This is a genomic window from Bacillus mobilis (assembly GCF_001884045.1).
Lineage (GTDB): Bacteria > Bacillota > Bacilli > Bacillales > Bacillaceae_G > Bacillus_A > Bacillus_A mobilis.
The window spans coordinates 171,469-187,489 of the sequence record NZ_MACF01000123.1 but is presented as its reverse complement, the minus strand read 5'-3'; the positions used below and the strand labels follow the sequence as shown (position 1 = coordinate 187,489).

Genomic DNA, 16,021 nt, shown 5'->3' with positions numbered 1-16,021 from the left:
TAACAAACAATATCATTTTATTTCAAAAGAGTATTATTATTCTATAACTTATTCGTTTACAACTTCTTTCTCTTTTTGTAATACAGGTAACGGCTTTTTTTTCTTCTTTGACATTATCTCTTTATCAGAAATACGTAAAGAAAATAGTAATGCTACGAGTAAAAAGATTGCTGATCCAATTAATGCAGCTTGATAAGGCAAGAAATCTGCCTGTGCATTATTCTGTATTTCATTACTTCCAAACCCAGATAATATGCTAGCTAATACAGCAACTCCTATTGCAGATCCTAATCGATTTTGCACATTGAATATAGTTGTTGCTCTTCCCATAGAAGGTGGCGTTATATTGTTAAATGCAGAAAATTGAACTGCACCGACAGACTGACCTAAGAAAATACCGATACCAAACAATAATGCCCGTATTTGCCAAGGATTTGTATCGTGATTTACAAAACTTAATAACACAAAGATAACCGCGGTACAAGCTAATCCAATAGAAATTACTTTGCGAGCTCCTAATTTCTTATATGACCATGGCACAATCTGTGACGATATCATTAATCCAATCGCCTCTGGGAATGTCGTAAGACCTGATTCCAGTGCGGAAACTCCTATTACATTTTGATACATAAGTGGAAAAACAAATAGCATGCCTAGTAAACCGGCAGATGAAAACAATGAAATTAGACTCATTTTTCTAAAGACTGGTTCTTTTAATAAGCGTAAATCTAACATCGGTTGCTGTACTTTAAGTTCAACGATGATAAACAATGTAATGAATATAATCCCAGCTATTCCAGTACTTATAATCTCTGGAGAAACCCAGCCTTTTGATGGACCTTGGCTAAGTGCATAGATTAGCATCGCAAATCCTGGTGCTGAAAGAACAAAACCGAGAGAATCAAAGCGACCAGCTGATTTTTCAATATGCTCTTTTAAAAATAGTAGACCGAATAGTAACGCTACGATTCCAAACGGTACATTAATATAAAATGCCCAGCGCCAAGACATTTGATCTACAAAGAAACCACCAATAATTGGTCCTACTGCCGGTGCGACAGCAATTGGCAACACAATAAACCGTGAAATTTTCGGCCTTTCCTCTGATGAAAATGTTCGGAATAACATCGCCATCCCCACCGGTGTTAAAAGCCCCCCACCAGCACCTTGCATGATACGAAAAATATTCAATGAAGTAATATCGTTCGCTACACCGCATAATGCAGACGCAGTTGTAAATACGAAAAGAGCGGTTAGAAATACTCTTTTCGTACCGAAGCGATCTCCTAACCAACCAGAAATAGGAAGGAAAACAGCTAAGCTAACTAAATACCCAACATTAACTGTCCCCATAGCAGATGGAGGAACTTGTAATTCTTTACTTATCGTTTGCAGTGCTACATTCACAATTGTTGCATCCATCGCAGCCATAAACATCGCTGTTATATATACGATACTTACAACTACTTTCGGATTTATTTTTTCCTTCATTATCGTTTTCCTACTAATATTTTTTCGCCAACTTGATTACTTTTTGGATTCAAATCTTCCCAGTTATTTTCAACATATTGTAAACAATCATTCCTACTAGCCTCTTCATGTACGACATTCCAGCCAATAGGTACATCAAGAAAGACAGGCCAGAGAGAATACTGGCCCTCCTCATTTTTTAATACTTTATATGTGTAATTATCATTTTCAAATGGATTCGTCATACTTTACTTACCCCTTTCTTTTCCTGCAAGTATTTCGCCAGTACTTGTCCGATTTCTGTAAGCGGACCCGGCTGACATAAATCTTTATGTCTACAATCAATATCGTGCTGCACAATTTCTCCGTCTAAATAATTTAACCACGTATTTGAAGAAATAGGATCAAACCAGTCTGGTATAACAGTAGATCTAAAGAATAAAATATCTCCGTTATAAACTTTCGGTACATATTTCCCTAACAATCCTACTGAATTCACATATGTTTCTTTCAAATTCAAAATCGTCTCTTCTTCAAGACTTGCTAATGCACTTCCATCTTTACGAAGTATTTCAACTGCACTTTCCATCGTAAGTGGTTTTCCATCCATATTATCTGGATCATATCCACCTAAAGCAAGTAATGCGATTAATGCTTCTTCTTCAGTAGGTGCTTCCGTATTCGGTAAGAAGTGTCCAGGATAAGAATCCAGCATAACGAGTAATTCTACTTCTTCTCCTTCATTTTGTAGTTGCGCTGCCATTGCATGAACAACATTTCCTCCAAGTGACCAACCGAGTAACCGATATGGTCCGTGAGGCTGTACTTCACGAACGTGTTTTAAATAATCCGCCGCCATCTCCTCTAAACTTTTTGGAAGTTCTTCATTTTTAGCGATACCACGTGCTTGAACACCATAGATTGGATAATCTGTTCCTAAAGATTTCATAAGTCCTGCATAGCACCAACTTAATCCACCTGCTGGGTGTACACAAAATAGTGGTAATTGCTCTCCGCTTGCTCGTAATGGAAGCAACACATCAAGTGCACTTTGACCATTTCCCATTTCAAGTCTTTCCGCAAGCCCTGCAACAGTAGGTGCTGCAAATAAAGTTCCAATATTTAGTTCCACTCCAAGTGCTTCTTTAATTCGGCTCATAAGCTGCACTGCAAGAAGTGAATGACCACCAAGATCAAAGAATCCGTCATCAATTCCAATTTGAGGTACACTTAAAATCTCTGTAAATAAGTCACATAACATTTCTTCTTGCGGTGTTCTTGGTCCACGACTAGAAGATGATGCGATAAATTCTGGAGCTGGCAATGCCTTTCTATCTAATTTACCGTTTGGAGTTAAAGGTAACTCATTTACTACTACAAAAGCGTATGGAACCATGTAATCTGGTAAACTACCTCCAGCATATTGACGCATTTCATTCGTATCAATCATTTCATGATTAGATGCGACAATATATGAAACCAACCGTTTATCCCCTGGTTGATCTTCCCGTACAATTACGGCTAATTGCTCAACTTTAGGATGTTTCATTATGACCGCTTCTATTTCTCCTAATTCAATTCGGAATCCACGAATTTTTATTTGGTGATCTGCACGCCCTATATAATCTAGCGTCCCATCTTTACGCCAACGCGCTAAGTCTCCTGTACGATACATTCTTGTACCTGACTTACCAAATGGATCTGCGATAAAGCGTTCTGCAGTTAAGCCCGCTCTTCCTAAATAACCACGAGCAAGCCCAGCACCTGCAACATACATTTCTCCCACTACTCCAGGTGGCACTGGTTGTAAATAGTTGTCTAATACGTATACTTTAAGGTCTGGTATACTGCAACCAATTAAACTATTCGCGCGTAAAGAAACAATATTCTCATCTAACTCAATATAACTAACATGTACTGTCGTCTCTGTAATACCGTACATATTAATAAGCTTTGGTGCGTTATGAGGATGTCGACTATACCAATCTTCTAATCGACTTAACTCAAGTGCTTCTCCTCCAAAAACAACATATCGTAAAGATAATCTTTGACCAATTTCTTCATTTTCACGATCCGCTTGCATCAATTGATAGAACGCTGATGGAGTTTGGTTTAATACAGTAACCTTTTCCTTAACAAGAAGTTGTAAAAATTCTTTCGGCGAGCGACTTACAGTATGTGGTACTACGACTAGACGCCCTCCATATAATAAAGGTCCCCAAATTTCCCAAACCGAGAAATCAAAAGCGTATGAATGGAACATCGTCCAAACATCGTTCGCGTCAAATTGGAACCAATGATCCGTCGCTCCTAAGAGTCTTACTACGTTTTGATGAGGTATCATAACGCCTTTCGGTCTACCTGTTGAGCCTGATGTATAAATAACGTAAGCAATATGTGAAGGCGATAGTGGCTTCATGCGCTCCATTTCATCAATATTATCTTCACTATATTTCACTATTTCTTTTATTACTTTTTCATCATCGACTAAAATTTTCAGTTCCTCATCACATTCAATTTCCACATCTAAATTTGTTAAAACACATGATGGTTTCGCATCGTGGAGCATAAATGAAATACGTTCAGACGGGTAATCTGGATCTAATGGAAGATAACCTGCTCCTGCTTTAAGAACCGCAAGTAAACTCACAACCATATTTAAAGATCTCGGCATTGCTAATGCAACAAGTTGATCAGGACCGACTCCTTTTGCTATTAGCAATCGAGCTATTTTATTCGCTTTTTTATTCAATTCTTCATAAGTTAATTTTTCATCTTCAAAGACGACAGCAATAGAATTCGGATTTATATAAGCCTGTTTTTCAAATAATTGTGGTAATGTCATTTCTGGTACAATTTGAAAACCACCATTCCACTTTTCTAACACTGTATTTTTCTCTGCTAAAGTTAATATTTCTAATCTACCAATTGATTGATCCTGATTTTTCGCCGCATCGTCTAATAACAGAATGTATCTTTCTATTAATTTTTGAATCGTTTCACGTTTATATAAATCAGTACTAAACTCTAACAATCCGTGTAAGCCATTTGGAGTACCATCAACTCCGTTACTCTCGCTAATTTCAAATGTTAGATCAAATTTCGCAGAGCCGACGCTTTGAATTTCAAGGTTCGCTTCTATATCCGGAGCATCAAAGGTTGCTTCTGGCGTATTTTGAAAGGCTAACATAACTTGAAACAGCGGATGACTATTTCGAGTACGTACTGGGTTTAATACTTCAACAAGTCGTTCGAATGGAACATCTTGATTTTCATAAGCTGCAAGATTTACTTGCTTCACTCTATTCAATAGTTCTTTAAAACTTGGATCTCCTGATGTATTTGTACGTAACACTAATGTATTTACAAATAACCCAACTATATTTGATAGTGCATCGTCATTTCTTCCAGCAATCGGACTTCCAATTGGTATATCAGTACCTGCGCCTAACCTTGTAAATAGTGCACTAAGTCCTGCTTGTAACACCATAAACAAACTAACCCCGTTTTTCCGTGCAAGCTCTACTAACCTATTATGCATAACTGCATCTATTTGAAAATGAATTGTTTCTCCTCGGTAACTCGTTTCAATTGGACGCTGGTAATCTGTAGGTAACTCCAATTGATCTGGTAAACCCTTTAGCTCTTGTTTCCAAAAATCTAATTGTGTTGAAATGAGACTCTCTCGTGTAGCTTCATCACCTAGCAATTGCTGTTGCCAAAGTGCATAATCTGCGTATTGAACTGGAAGTGTCTCCAGCTGTACTTTGTCACCTTGACATCGAGCTTTATACGCCGCTGTAAAATCCCTCGTTAACGGTTGTAATGACCAACCATCTCCTACAATATGGTGCAATAGTATGAGTAATACATGTTCGTTTTCATTCACTGTAAATAGTTGCAAACGAACTGCTGGTTCAACATCGAGGCTAAAGCTATATCTTACCGCCTCTGCAAGCACACTTTCTAATTCATCTTTACACGTTCTTGTTATAATCATTTCTAAATTTAAATTTTCCATATCTAAAATTTTCTGATAGGAACTCCCTAATACGTTAGGGAAAATCGTTCTAAGCGTTTCATGTTTCTCAACTACATCGTAAAAGGCACCTTGCAATGCTTCTTCGTTCAACTTTCCAGATAAACGAATGACTAACGGAATATTATAAGTAGGGCTTGGACCTTCTAAACAATTTAAGAACCATAACCTACGCTGCGCAAATGAAAGTGGAACTTCATTTGGTCTACTTACTTTCTTAATAGCTGGTCTTGCACATTTTGCTCGGTCTAATTGTTTCGCTAGTTCTGCAACAGTTGGCGATTCAAATAGTTTTCCAATTCCTAATTCGACACTTAACGTTTCACGAATTCTTGCCATTAAACGAGATGCGAGAAGCGAATGGCCTCCCATTTCAAAGAAATTATCATCAATGCTAATACGAGAAACACCAAGTACTTCTGCAAATAAATCACATAATATTTCTTCCTTCGGATTTCTAGCAACTCTCTCCTTATTCATTTCATTAAAATCAGGAGCTGGTAATTTCTTTCTATCAACCTTTCCATTTGGTGTTAATGGTAATCCTTCTAACAACACAAACGCTGAAGGTACCATATAATTCGCTAAACTTTCTGAAACATAAGAACGAATTTCTGCAAAGTTAATTGTATCCTTCTGTTCAGCAACGATATACGCAATAATTCGTTTATCATTTGGGCGATCTTCTCGTACCATTACTACTGCTTGTTTAATATTTTCATGTCGTTGTAATACCATTTCAATTTCAGCTAATTCAATTCGGAAACCACGGATTTTTATTTGATGATCTGCTCGGCTCACGTATTCCAGCACACCATCGTTACGCCATTTCACAAGATCACCTGTGCGGTACATGCGCTTCCCTCGTTCTCCAAAAGGATTTGCAACAAATCGTTCAGCCGTTAACTCTGGTTTTCCTAAATAGCCGTTCGCAAGTCCTTCTCCAGCAATATATAGTTCGCCAATTACTCCAGGTGGTACTGGTTGTAATCCTGCATCTAATACATATACATCTGTACTCCAAATCGGTTTTCCAATAGGAGGTATACCCATTTCATTTTCGTCGATGTTCTTGAAAGTAGACCAAATAGTCGTTTCAGTAGGTCCATATAAGTTTGTAATAGAGCAACCTAATTCTTTTAATGTATTTGCTAAATGAGCTGGAAGTGCTTCACCACCAACGAGCACTTTTAGCCCTTGTAGTCTATCTGGATATTCAATTACTAACGCCTGCCAAAGGGTCGGTGTAGCTTGCATAATTGTCGCTCTTTCTTCTTGCAACAATGCCGTTAACACAGCAGGTTCTTGAATTACTTCTTTTTGTGCGATTGTTAAACTTGCACCACTAATAAGAGGTAAATAAATTTCTAGTGCAGAAATATCAAACGCAAACGTTGTAACTGCTACTAAATGATCGTTTTCATTTAATGAAAACATATCGTCCATAGACAATAAAAAGTTACTTAAAGCTCCCATAGGAACAATTACACCTTTTGGATTTCCCGTTGATCCTGAAGTGTAAATTGCATACGCAGGCTTTAAAAGTGATTCATCTTTCCTAAATGGTAGATTCATATGAGAATATGCTTTTAACGCTAGTTCTGTTTCTTCGCGATCTAATTCGATTTTTTTCATATCATTTTCAATAACTAAAGCAGATGAAACAGATGAATGTGTGATGATACACACTGGTTTTGCATCATTTACAATATAATTGATTCGCTCAGCTGGATATTCTGGATCTATCGGTAAATACGCTGCACCAGTCTTTAAAACTGCTAGCATACTAACTACCATTTCTATTGACCTTGGAAACACTAAAGCTACGAACTGATTTGACCCTATTCCTTCCTCTACTAAATAGTGCGCCAGTTCATTTACTCGTTCATTTAGCTCATTATACGTAAAGTCTACTCCGTTACACGTAACCGCTATTTTATTTGGATTTTTTTGTACTTGTTTTTCAAATAATATAGGTAAAGAGATTAACTCTGCAGCTTCTTTAGTTTCATTCCATTCCATTAGAACTTTATGATTTTCTTCAGGAAGAGTAATGTTTATATTTCCAATCGACTCGTCTTTTTGATCATCATTTATCACTAATTCTAATAACTTCATAAATCTCTCTTTATGTAACGCTAGTTCAGCTTCATTATATACTTCCGGATTCGCATCAAAATGAATCATTAACTCATTTTTATCGAAACGTTTATAAACATTTATCGATAAATCATCGACAGGTCCTGCTGATAAATTATGTGTAATTCCACGATTTCCAGCAAAGTTAAGCCCATAATCAAAAGGCATTACATTCACTAACGGCCCGAATAACCTATGATTTTCACCTAGTAACTTTAAGTCTCTTCTTAATTCCTCATGACGATATTTATGATGACGACGTACGTCTCGAATTTCTTTAGAAACTTGCTGTAATAATTCCGCAAGCGTTATATTTGGAGTTACAGTGAGACGAAGTGGTACTAAATTCATTACCATACTCGGTGTATAAATAGATGCAGAACCGAGACGCCCCATCATAGGTAAACCTAAAACAATATCATTTGCACCTGTTAATTTATGCATATAAATACTCGTTACAGCGACAATAAATTCTGGCCAACTTGTTAACGAAACATTAATATCTTCTAGTAAAGTTTTCGTACTAGATTTGGATAAATAAGCTGTTTCCCGTAAAAATCCATTTGATGTTCTCGGCGCTCGTTCTGCTAAACTTACAACTTCTGGTTCATCTGCAAACTTCTCTAACCAAAAAGTACGATCTTCCTGAATTTGTTTAGACTCCTGATACTCAATATCTTCTTGTACAATTTTTGAAATAGAACCAAATGGCTTTTCATTCTTATTTATTTCTTCTATAAGTGATGTATACTCTTTCGCTACCTTTTGGCTAAGAAGTGAAAATCCATAGCCATCCATCACAATGTGATGGATGCGCTGATACCAAAAGAAACGATTATTTTCAACTTGAATAAGTGCTTCAGTAAATAATGTATCTGTTTTCAAATCGACTGGCATAGATAAATCATTTTTCATCCATACTTTAGCAGCTTTTTCAGGATTTTCTTCTTTACGAGCGTCAATAAAATGCATATGAAACTGTAATTCTTCAATAACTTGCCATGGGCCCATCTCATCCTCTTCGAAACGAACATGTAATGCTTCTGCTTCTGTTACAACTTTACGTACTGCTAATTCGAAAATTTCTTGATTAACATTTCCGCTTATTTCAACATACTCCCCAGTATTATAAATCGGATTGAGCGGATCTAATTGCTGTGCAAACCACATACCAGTCTGCGCAGATGATAACGAATGACGAACCTTTTGACTATTAGGCATTCTTTACTACCCCTTTATTATGTAGTCTATATTAAAGTACATGTTCTGTTTGCGGAGATAATAAACGGTACCAATCAACAACAGTTGGGCTCTCTGCTAAATCCGCAAAAGTGATTTCTTTTCCTTCACGACGCCACTTCTCTACTAAACTCATAATTCTGACCGAATCAAGTCCTCTATTTAATAAATCTTCATCAGTCTCAACACTTTCTACTGGTTCACGAAGTAATTGTGCAACTAGTTCATGTACTTCCTGTAAAGTGATCCCTTCACTCTTATCGTCTTTTACATTTTGTAAATCTTTTAACAGTAAGTTGGTTGATGTCGTCACTGCACATCTATTAGATGCATACTGTAATGCTTGTTTATGATGCTCTAATGAAAAATCAGCAACTGCATCTGCTACAAAGAAAGGCTCTATACCATCCATAAACGCTTCACAAGCTGTTAAAAGGCAGCCAATATGCGCATAAATACCGCAAATAATAAGTTGATCTCTTCCTTGCTCATTTAAAATTTCTAATAGATTTGTCTTTTTAAATGCACTATATCTCCATTTCGTTAAGAATATATCATTCTCATCAGGAGTAAGTTCATCCACAATTTTCTTTTTATCTGGTCCAGCAGGAATACCATCACCCCAGAAGTCTTGTAATAACCCTCGTTGTTCTAACGTTTGTCCACCTGGCTGAGCTGTATAAACAACTGGGATACCAAGTTCCTTACATCTTTCTCTTATCACCTTAATATTTGAAATGAGTTCTACTTTCGGTGATTCTTTATCGCTATATGCATCAAGAAAATATTCTTGCATGTCATGGATTAGAAGAACCGCACGTTTCGGATCTGGCGTCCAATTCACTTTATTTTTTGGTAGTTCTGATTCAACTGGCATTTTGTATACTGAAATAGATGGGATAGCCATCTAATCACTTCCTTCCAATTTTTATATTCTTTATCGTTTTATCGTAATAAGTTTTTCAGCAATGACTTTACGTAACTCTTTTTTGCTTACCTTTCCAACACCTGTTTGCGGGAATGATTCAATAAATTCAATTCGATCCGGAATCTTATAAGCTGCTATACCGCGTTCTCTTAAAAACATTTTTAATTCACTTACTGTCGGGGCTTGTCCGCGAGCTATAACAAATGCACAAGTACGTTCCCCTAAATACTCGTCAGGCATTGATACAATTGCTACATCATGTACTGCATCATGTGCTAATAGATGATTTTCAACTTCTTCCGCAGCAACTTTCTCACCACCACGGTTAATTTGATCTTTATCCCTACCTTCTACAATGATGTAACCTTGTTCATTTACTTTCACAAGATCTCCTGTACGATAAAATCCATCTTCAGTAAATGACCTTTCATTATGCTCTTCCGCTTTATAATAACCACGAATTGTATATGGTCCTCTTGTTAATAAACTTCCTACTTCACCAACTTTTACATCGTTATCATTTTCATCGACAACCCTTACTTCGTCGTATGTAGACATCGGTCTACCTTGCGTATGAATGATGATTTCTTCTGGATCATTTAATCTTGTGTAATTTACTAATCCTTCTGCCATACCGAACACTTGCTGTAACGTACATCCAAATGTAGGACGTATACGTTTCGCAACTTCGGCGCCAAATTTCGCACCACCAACTTGAATCACTTCTAGGCTCGATAAATCGTTATTACGAGAAGATGCAGCATCAAGCCAGATCATTGCTAATGGCGGAACGAGCGCGGTAATCGTGACTTTTTCTTTTTCTATTAGAGCAAATGCCTCATCTGGACTACCTCCAGTTGCTAGCACTACTTTTCCACCCGCATAGAAAGTTCCAAATGTCCCTGGAGAACTCATTGGGTAATTGTGCGCTACTGGAAGAACTGCCATATAGACGCTATCCGTATTCAAATTACAAATTTCAGCGCTAACACGTAAACTATAAATATAGTCATCATGTGTTCTAGGAATTAATTTAGAAAGTCCTGTTGTCCCTCCTGACAATTGGAGAAACGCAACATCACTTGGCTGAACTTCTGGTAATGGAATAGAATCTACATACAGATCACTTATGTTCATAAACTCCTCTTCTTCTCCCACTACAATTACATGTTGTAAAGTTGACACTTTCTCTTTCACTTCTCTTGCTAGTTTTCGATAATCAAAGCCGAGAGCCTTATCTGAAATAACGTAAGCATTCGCCTCACCAAACTCACAAAAATAACTAATTTCACTGCTTCGATGTGAAGGTAGTGCAAAGACAGGAAGTGCTCCAATTCGAAATAGCGCAAAACACATTTCGAAAAACTCGATAACGTTAGGTAATTGGATTACAACTCGATCCTCTTGTTTTATTCCTAAATTCAGTAAACCTGACGCTAAGCGATCTACTTTTTTATCAAGCTCACTATACGTTACATGCGTATTACCACTTACAACCGCAATTTGATCTCCATATTTTTCAGCACGCTCTCTTAACACCCCGCCAAATGTTTCACCAAGCCAACACCCTTCTTCTCGATAGCGATTAGCAAATTCTTTTGGCCATTTTGTATAACCTGTCAACATTCTTTCTTCCCCCTATTTTTCATTCAATGAATTATCACTTAACCCTAGAGCCTTCAGCATTGTTTGAAACTTAGCTGATGTTTCTGCTAACTCATCTTCTGGTTTTGACTCAGCGACAACTCCCGCTCCTGCAAATAATCGAAGGGTTTTTTCTTGCACTTCAGCACAGCGAATTGTAACAATCCATTCACCATCTCCATTTAAATCGCTCCAACCTAGCATTCCTGTAAAAAATTCACGGTCAAATGGCTCAATTTTTTGAATCGCCTCTCTCGCTTCTTCCATAGGCGTCCCGCAAACTGCTGGCGTAGGATGAAGTGCAATTGCTAATTCCAAAGAAGTAGTATTCGGATCCTTTAGTTCACCTTTCACTTCAGTAGACAAATGCCACATCGCTTCACTATGAATAACGGATGGTTTTTCTGGAACATGTAATGTGTGACAGTATGGACGAAGCGCAGCAGCTACCGCTTCTACTACTACCGCATGTTCATGTAAATCTTTTGGAGAAGAAAGTAATTCCTCTGCTCTTCTTTTATCTTCAACTGGATCATCACTACGCGGTCTTGAACCAGCTAACGGATTAGAAATAACTTGCATACCATTACGTGAAACGAGTAACTCAGGACTTGCTCCAATTAAAGTCTTATTCTTCTCGTTTTCATCTTTCGGTACATTAACAGCAAATGTATAACCGTGCTTATTATGCTCTGCTAATTCTCGAAGAAGCTTTTGCTTATTAATCTTTTCGGAAGATTTAACATCTAATGATCTGGATAGAACGATTTTCTTTAAATCTCCGTCTTGTATTTTTTCAATTCCTTGCTTCACACCATTCATATACACTTCAGGATCTGGTACAGGTGTCATTTCAAATGTTAAGTTCTCATTTGTTTCAAGCTGATTTGTTGTATCTAATTGTAATCGTTCAGATATTCTGCTATATTCTGGTACGATAAGTTGAACTTCTTTTCTACGATCAAATGGCAAAGCACCAACAACGATTGGATTCGGATTTCCAGCTTGTTTTGCATTACGTAATACTGCCTGTACTAGTTCTGGAAAACTTTCAATTTCACGATGCTTTACTGTAGTAAACTCTCCTTCTGTCAATATTGTTCGAGTAGGTGAAGCAAAAAAGAATGAAGATTCAGTCTTATAATCTTCTAAAAGTTTTTCTGACAGTTCCTTTACAGCCGTAAGTTCATTCATGATATAATAGCCCCCTATTTTTTTATTAAACGCCTAATGTAGCTCCGCCATCGACACATAAATTGTGCATTGTAATGTGGCTTGCTTTATCTGACGCTAAAAACAATACCGCTTCGGCAACTTCTGAAGGCTGTGCAATTTTTTGTAATGGTATACCGAGTCTATATGTACTTTGAGAACCAGCAATGATATTTTTTGCTCCATTCTCATCAGCCCATAGTAACCTTTGCATTTCAGTTTCAGTTGAACCTGGGGAAACTAAGTTACAGCGAATGTTATATGCTGCAAGTTCTAATCCTAAACACTTCATAAACATCGTCGTTGCAGCTTTGGATGCCGCATACGCAGCCATATCCATTCTCGGGGTATTTGCTGCATTTGAACCAACTGTAACAATTGCCCCTGACTTTCTTTGCATCATACGTTTACTTACTGCTCGGGACATATAGAAAACGCCTGTAGAATTTACAGAGAATGTTTTATTCCAATCTTCATCACTTAAAGAGTGAATCGCTCCCATACGTAAAACCCCTGCAACATTAACTAATATATTTATCGGTGCTATATCATTTTCAATACCGTTTACGATATCTTCAACTGCGGTACTATCACTCACATCTATACGAAACGTTTTCATGTGTGTTTCCTTTAATTCATTTTCATTTAAGAGAACATTTAACCCCTCTTCATTTTGATCAACCGCAATAACTGTAGCTCCTCTTTCTAAAAACATTTTGGCAACAACACTACCTATACCTTGGGCTGCACCTGTTACTAAAACCGTTTTCCCATCAAATTCCCCTAAGTTCATTTCCTCTATCCTTTCATTTAAAAATTAATCTAATTAAACAAATTACGATAATGATTATCATTATCAATGTAAAAAATAATACACTTACTAAACTAATTGGTCAAGTGTACTTTTCATCAAAATATTATTCATTGATAATGTTTTTCATTTAATATTCTTACACCGAAATGATAATCTTTCTCAATAAACTTGTCAACCTATTTTTATTTTTCAGACAAAACATTTTAGTGCTTCTCAATGCAATTACATCTAAAAGTATTAATAAGCACGTACATTAAATATTTAATTCCTACTCCTCTTTGTAAAATTAAAGAAGATAAACTGTAGATACCCTCATTTACAAAGCCTTACCAAAAAATCGAGTATATATTTTCTCAACATTTTTCTGAAAATATCGAGAAAATATATCTTGCAATTATTGATGTATGTCGTGTTTATAATTTAAGATTTAATAAGTAGTTCGAATATAATGTATCACTTTTTAATATTCCAATATAATCCAAATAGGTATATCACTCATTTTTCGCCTCAAAAAATTCCAAAAATTATATAACCTATTTAAAATAACTCAAAAAAGCACCCTATTTAACAGGATGCTTTTTCGTAATCATAGTGTTATAGAAGATTTATATACTTATGCTACACTGCGATACTCTTCTTCGTGTTCTTTTTTCTGTTTAGGCGCTTGAATTAATATTGCGATAATAAATGATACGACACATAATACGCCGATCACCATGAATGTTGGTTTGAATCCACCTAGAAGTGCACCGATAAAGGAACCTGCAAGCGCTCCAAATCCAAATCCTTGATACACAATTCCGTAGTTCTTACTATGGTTTTTCATACCGTAGAAATCACCAACGATAGCTGGGAAAATCGTGATATTTCCACCAAAGCAAAATGCTACACTTGCTACACATACGAAGTAGATACCGTAATTTAAATCTACGAAACTTAGAACTAATACTGAACTTGCCATAACAACAAAAGTACCAGTAACGATTTTTAAACGGCCGATTTTATCTGATAACGGTCCTAGAATAATACGACCTAATGTATTGAAGATTGCAACCATAGCCACCGCATTAGCTGCTGTTGCTGCGTTAAGTCCTACAAGTTGAACACCAATATCTTTTACCATACCAATTAAGTATAAGCCACTCATACATGATGTAAATAACATAATAAATAATAAGTATACTTGTTTTGTACCTAGCATTTCTTTCGTTGTATATTCGTGAGTTTTTGTCTCATGAACTGCACCTTGATCAGCAGCTTGATGGATTAAACAAGCTCCAAGGACAATCATAGCTGTAACAATTAAACCCCAGTATATAAACGCTTGTGATACACCAACTGATTCAATTAACTGTGCGTTAACGTATTTAAAGATTAAGCTACCTGAACCATATGCAGAGACAGAAATACCAGCAATTAGACCTTTACGCTTTGGAAACCACTTTATTAAATTGGATAATGAAGTGATATATGCTGTACCATCTGCATAACCTACAACAACTCCTGCTAGTACATACAGCAATATTAATGAGGACGCTTGCGAACTAAGTACTAATCCTAGTCCTAATGCTAGTCCAGCTATCATAATAAGTTTACGAAGTCCCCATTTTTCTTGTAATTTACTCGCAAATAAAGTTGAAAATGCTAAGGAAAGACTAGTAATTGAGAACGTTATAGCTACTGCGTTAAGACTCCAACCGTATTTACTAACTAAAGGCTGATTGAATAAACTCCATGTATATATTGTTCCAAGCCCCATTTGTACGATGACTGTGCCAAGTACAACTAACCATGGATTAACATTTGATTTCTTCATACCTTTCCGCCTCCTCTTTCTATTTCAATGCTGTTCGCTAAATTTACTTTTTTTATGTTCATATTGACCACCTCTTTTGATTTAACACCTTCATTGTATAAGATGTTACCGCTTATGTAAGCACTTACAAGATAGAGCGTCAAAAATATGGAATCAGTTACAGAAAACGAAGGACGAAATACAAAAAACGAATTATTAAATACGTAAATAGCTATTATCATATTTTTCATCCATACAACTTACAGCTGTTTTATCATCTTTTTTATAAAAATTATGTCTCAAGTTATATCATGGCGAGATTACAAAATTTTGATTTTCCTATACAACCAAAAAAACTATTTTTATACTACGATGCACTTTATTTTTTATAAAATAAAAAATATTTTATTGATAAACAAAACTAAATATTCACTAATATATCTATACGTGGTTTAATATATATAATAAAAAAATAATTCTGTCTTTAATAAGGAGGTACTATGAAAGCAAACGTAGGGGATACTATACTTTTTCACCGAAATAATTTAAAGATTACAGGATCTGTACTAAAACTATATACTGAATCGGTCTTAGTTGAAATTACAGATGTAAGCGGTGGTACTTTTGAATTTGATCGAACAATTGTAAATCATAAAAACTACAAAATTTTAAATACGAATACATAAAACAACACAAAATAGCCCCTGCTTACCAGCAGCGGCTATTTTATATGAAAATATT

The 16,021-nt window shown here is 36.2% G+C and carries 9 protein-coding genes; 1 reads left to right on the top strand and 8 read right to left on the bottom strand.

The features are described from left to right. Positions 1-48 precede the first annotated feature (48 nt). The 8 genes from BAQ44_RS23630 to BAQ44_RS23595 all read right to left on the bottom strand — a co-directional run bounded on the left by BAQ44_RS23630 (position 49) and on the right by BAQ44_RS23595 (position 15,301). A complete protein-coding gene (locus BAQ44_RS23630) occupies positions 49-1,491 on the bottom strand; it encodes an MDR family MFS transporter (RefSeq protein ID WP_071724166.1) in 1,443 nt (480 codons plus the stop codon). Beyond that, positions 1,491-1,715 carry an MbtH family protein gene (locus tag BAQ44_RS23625; RefSeq protein WP_000184069.1) on the bottom strand — a complete coding sequence of 75 codons (225 nt, stop codon included), beginning with the start codon at positions 1,713-1,715 and terminating at the stop codon, positions 1,491-1,493. Before BAQ44_RS23625 ends, BAQ44_RS23630 begins: the two co-directional genes overlap by 1 nt. Then, complete coding sequence (locus tag BAQ44_RS23620; protein ID WP_071724164.1) at positions 1,712-8,869, bottom strand: non-ribosomal peptide synthetase; 7,158 nt, start codon at positions 8,867-8,869, stop codon at positions 1,712-1,714. The genes BAQ44_RS23625 and BAQ44_RS23620 overlap by 4 nt, the downstream gene beginning before the upstream one ends. A 31-nt stretch (positions 8,870-8,900) precedes the next feature. Then, complete coding sequence (dhbB, locus tag BAQ44_RS23615) at positions 8,901-9,794, bottom strand: isochorismatase (RefSeq protein ID WP_071724162.1); 894 nt, start codon at positions 9,792-9,794, stop codon at positions 8,901-8,903. 30 nt (positions 9,795-9,824) lie between these two features. Further along, the gene (locus tag BAQ44_RS23610; RefSeq protein ID WP_071724160.1) at positions 9,825-11,441 is read right to left on the bottom strand and encodes a (2,3-dihydroxybenzoyl)adenylate synthase; all 1,617 of its coding nucleotides are present in this window, start codon (positions 11,439-11,441) and stop codon (positions 9,825-9,827) included. Between the two features lie 12 nt (positions 11,442-11,453). After that, on the bottom strand, positions 11,454-12,653 hold the full coding sequence (gene dhbC, locus BAQ44_RS23605; protein WP_071724156.1) for an isochorismate synthase DhbC: 1,200 nt from the start codon (positions 12,651-12,653) through the stop codon (positions 11,454-11,456). Positions 12,654-12,678: 25 nt separating this feature from the next. Further along, entirely contained in the window at positions 12,679-13,464 is a 786-nt protein-coding gene (gene dhbA / locus BAQ44_RS23600) for a 2,3-dihydro-2,3-dihydroxybenzoate dehydrogenase (RefSeq protein WP_071724154.1), read from the bottom strand. 634 nt (positions 13,465-14,098) lie between these two features. After that, the gene (locus tag BAQ44_RS23595) at positions 14,099-15,301 is read right to left on the bottom strand and encodes an L-lactate MFS transporter (protein ID WP_071724153.1); all 1,203 of its coding nucleotides are present in this window, start codon (positions 15,299-15,301) and stop codon (positions 14,099-14,101) included. Positions 15,302-15,780: 479 nt separating this feature from the next. On the opposite strand from BAQ44_RS23595, the gene BAQ44_RS23585 reads away from it, so the two are divergent. Next, positions 15,781-15,966, top strand: a complete 186-nt coding sequence (locus BAQ44_RS23585; RefSeq protein WP_061679135.1) for a YkvS family protein — start codon at positions 15,781-15,783, stop codon at positions 15,964-15,966. The last annotated feature ends 55 nt before the right edge of the window (positions 15,967-16,021 follow it).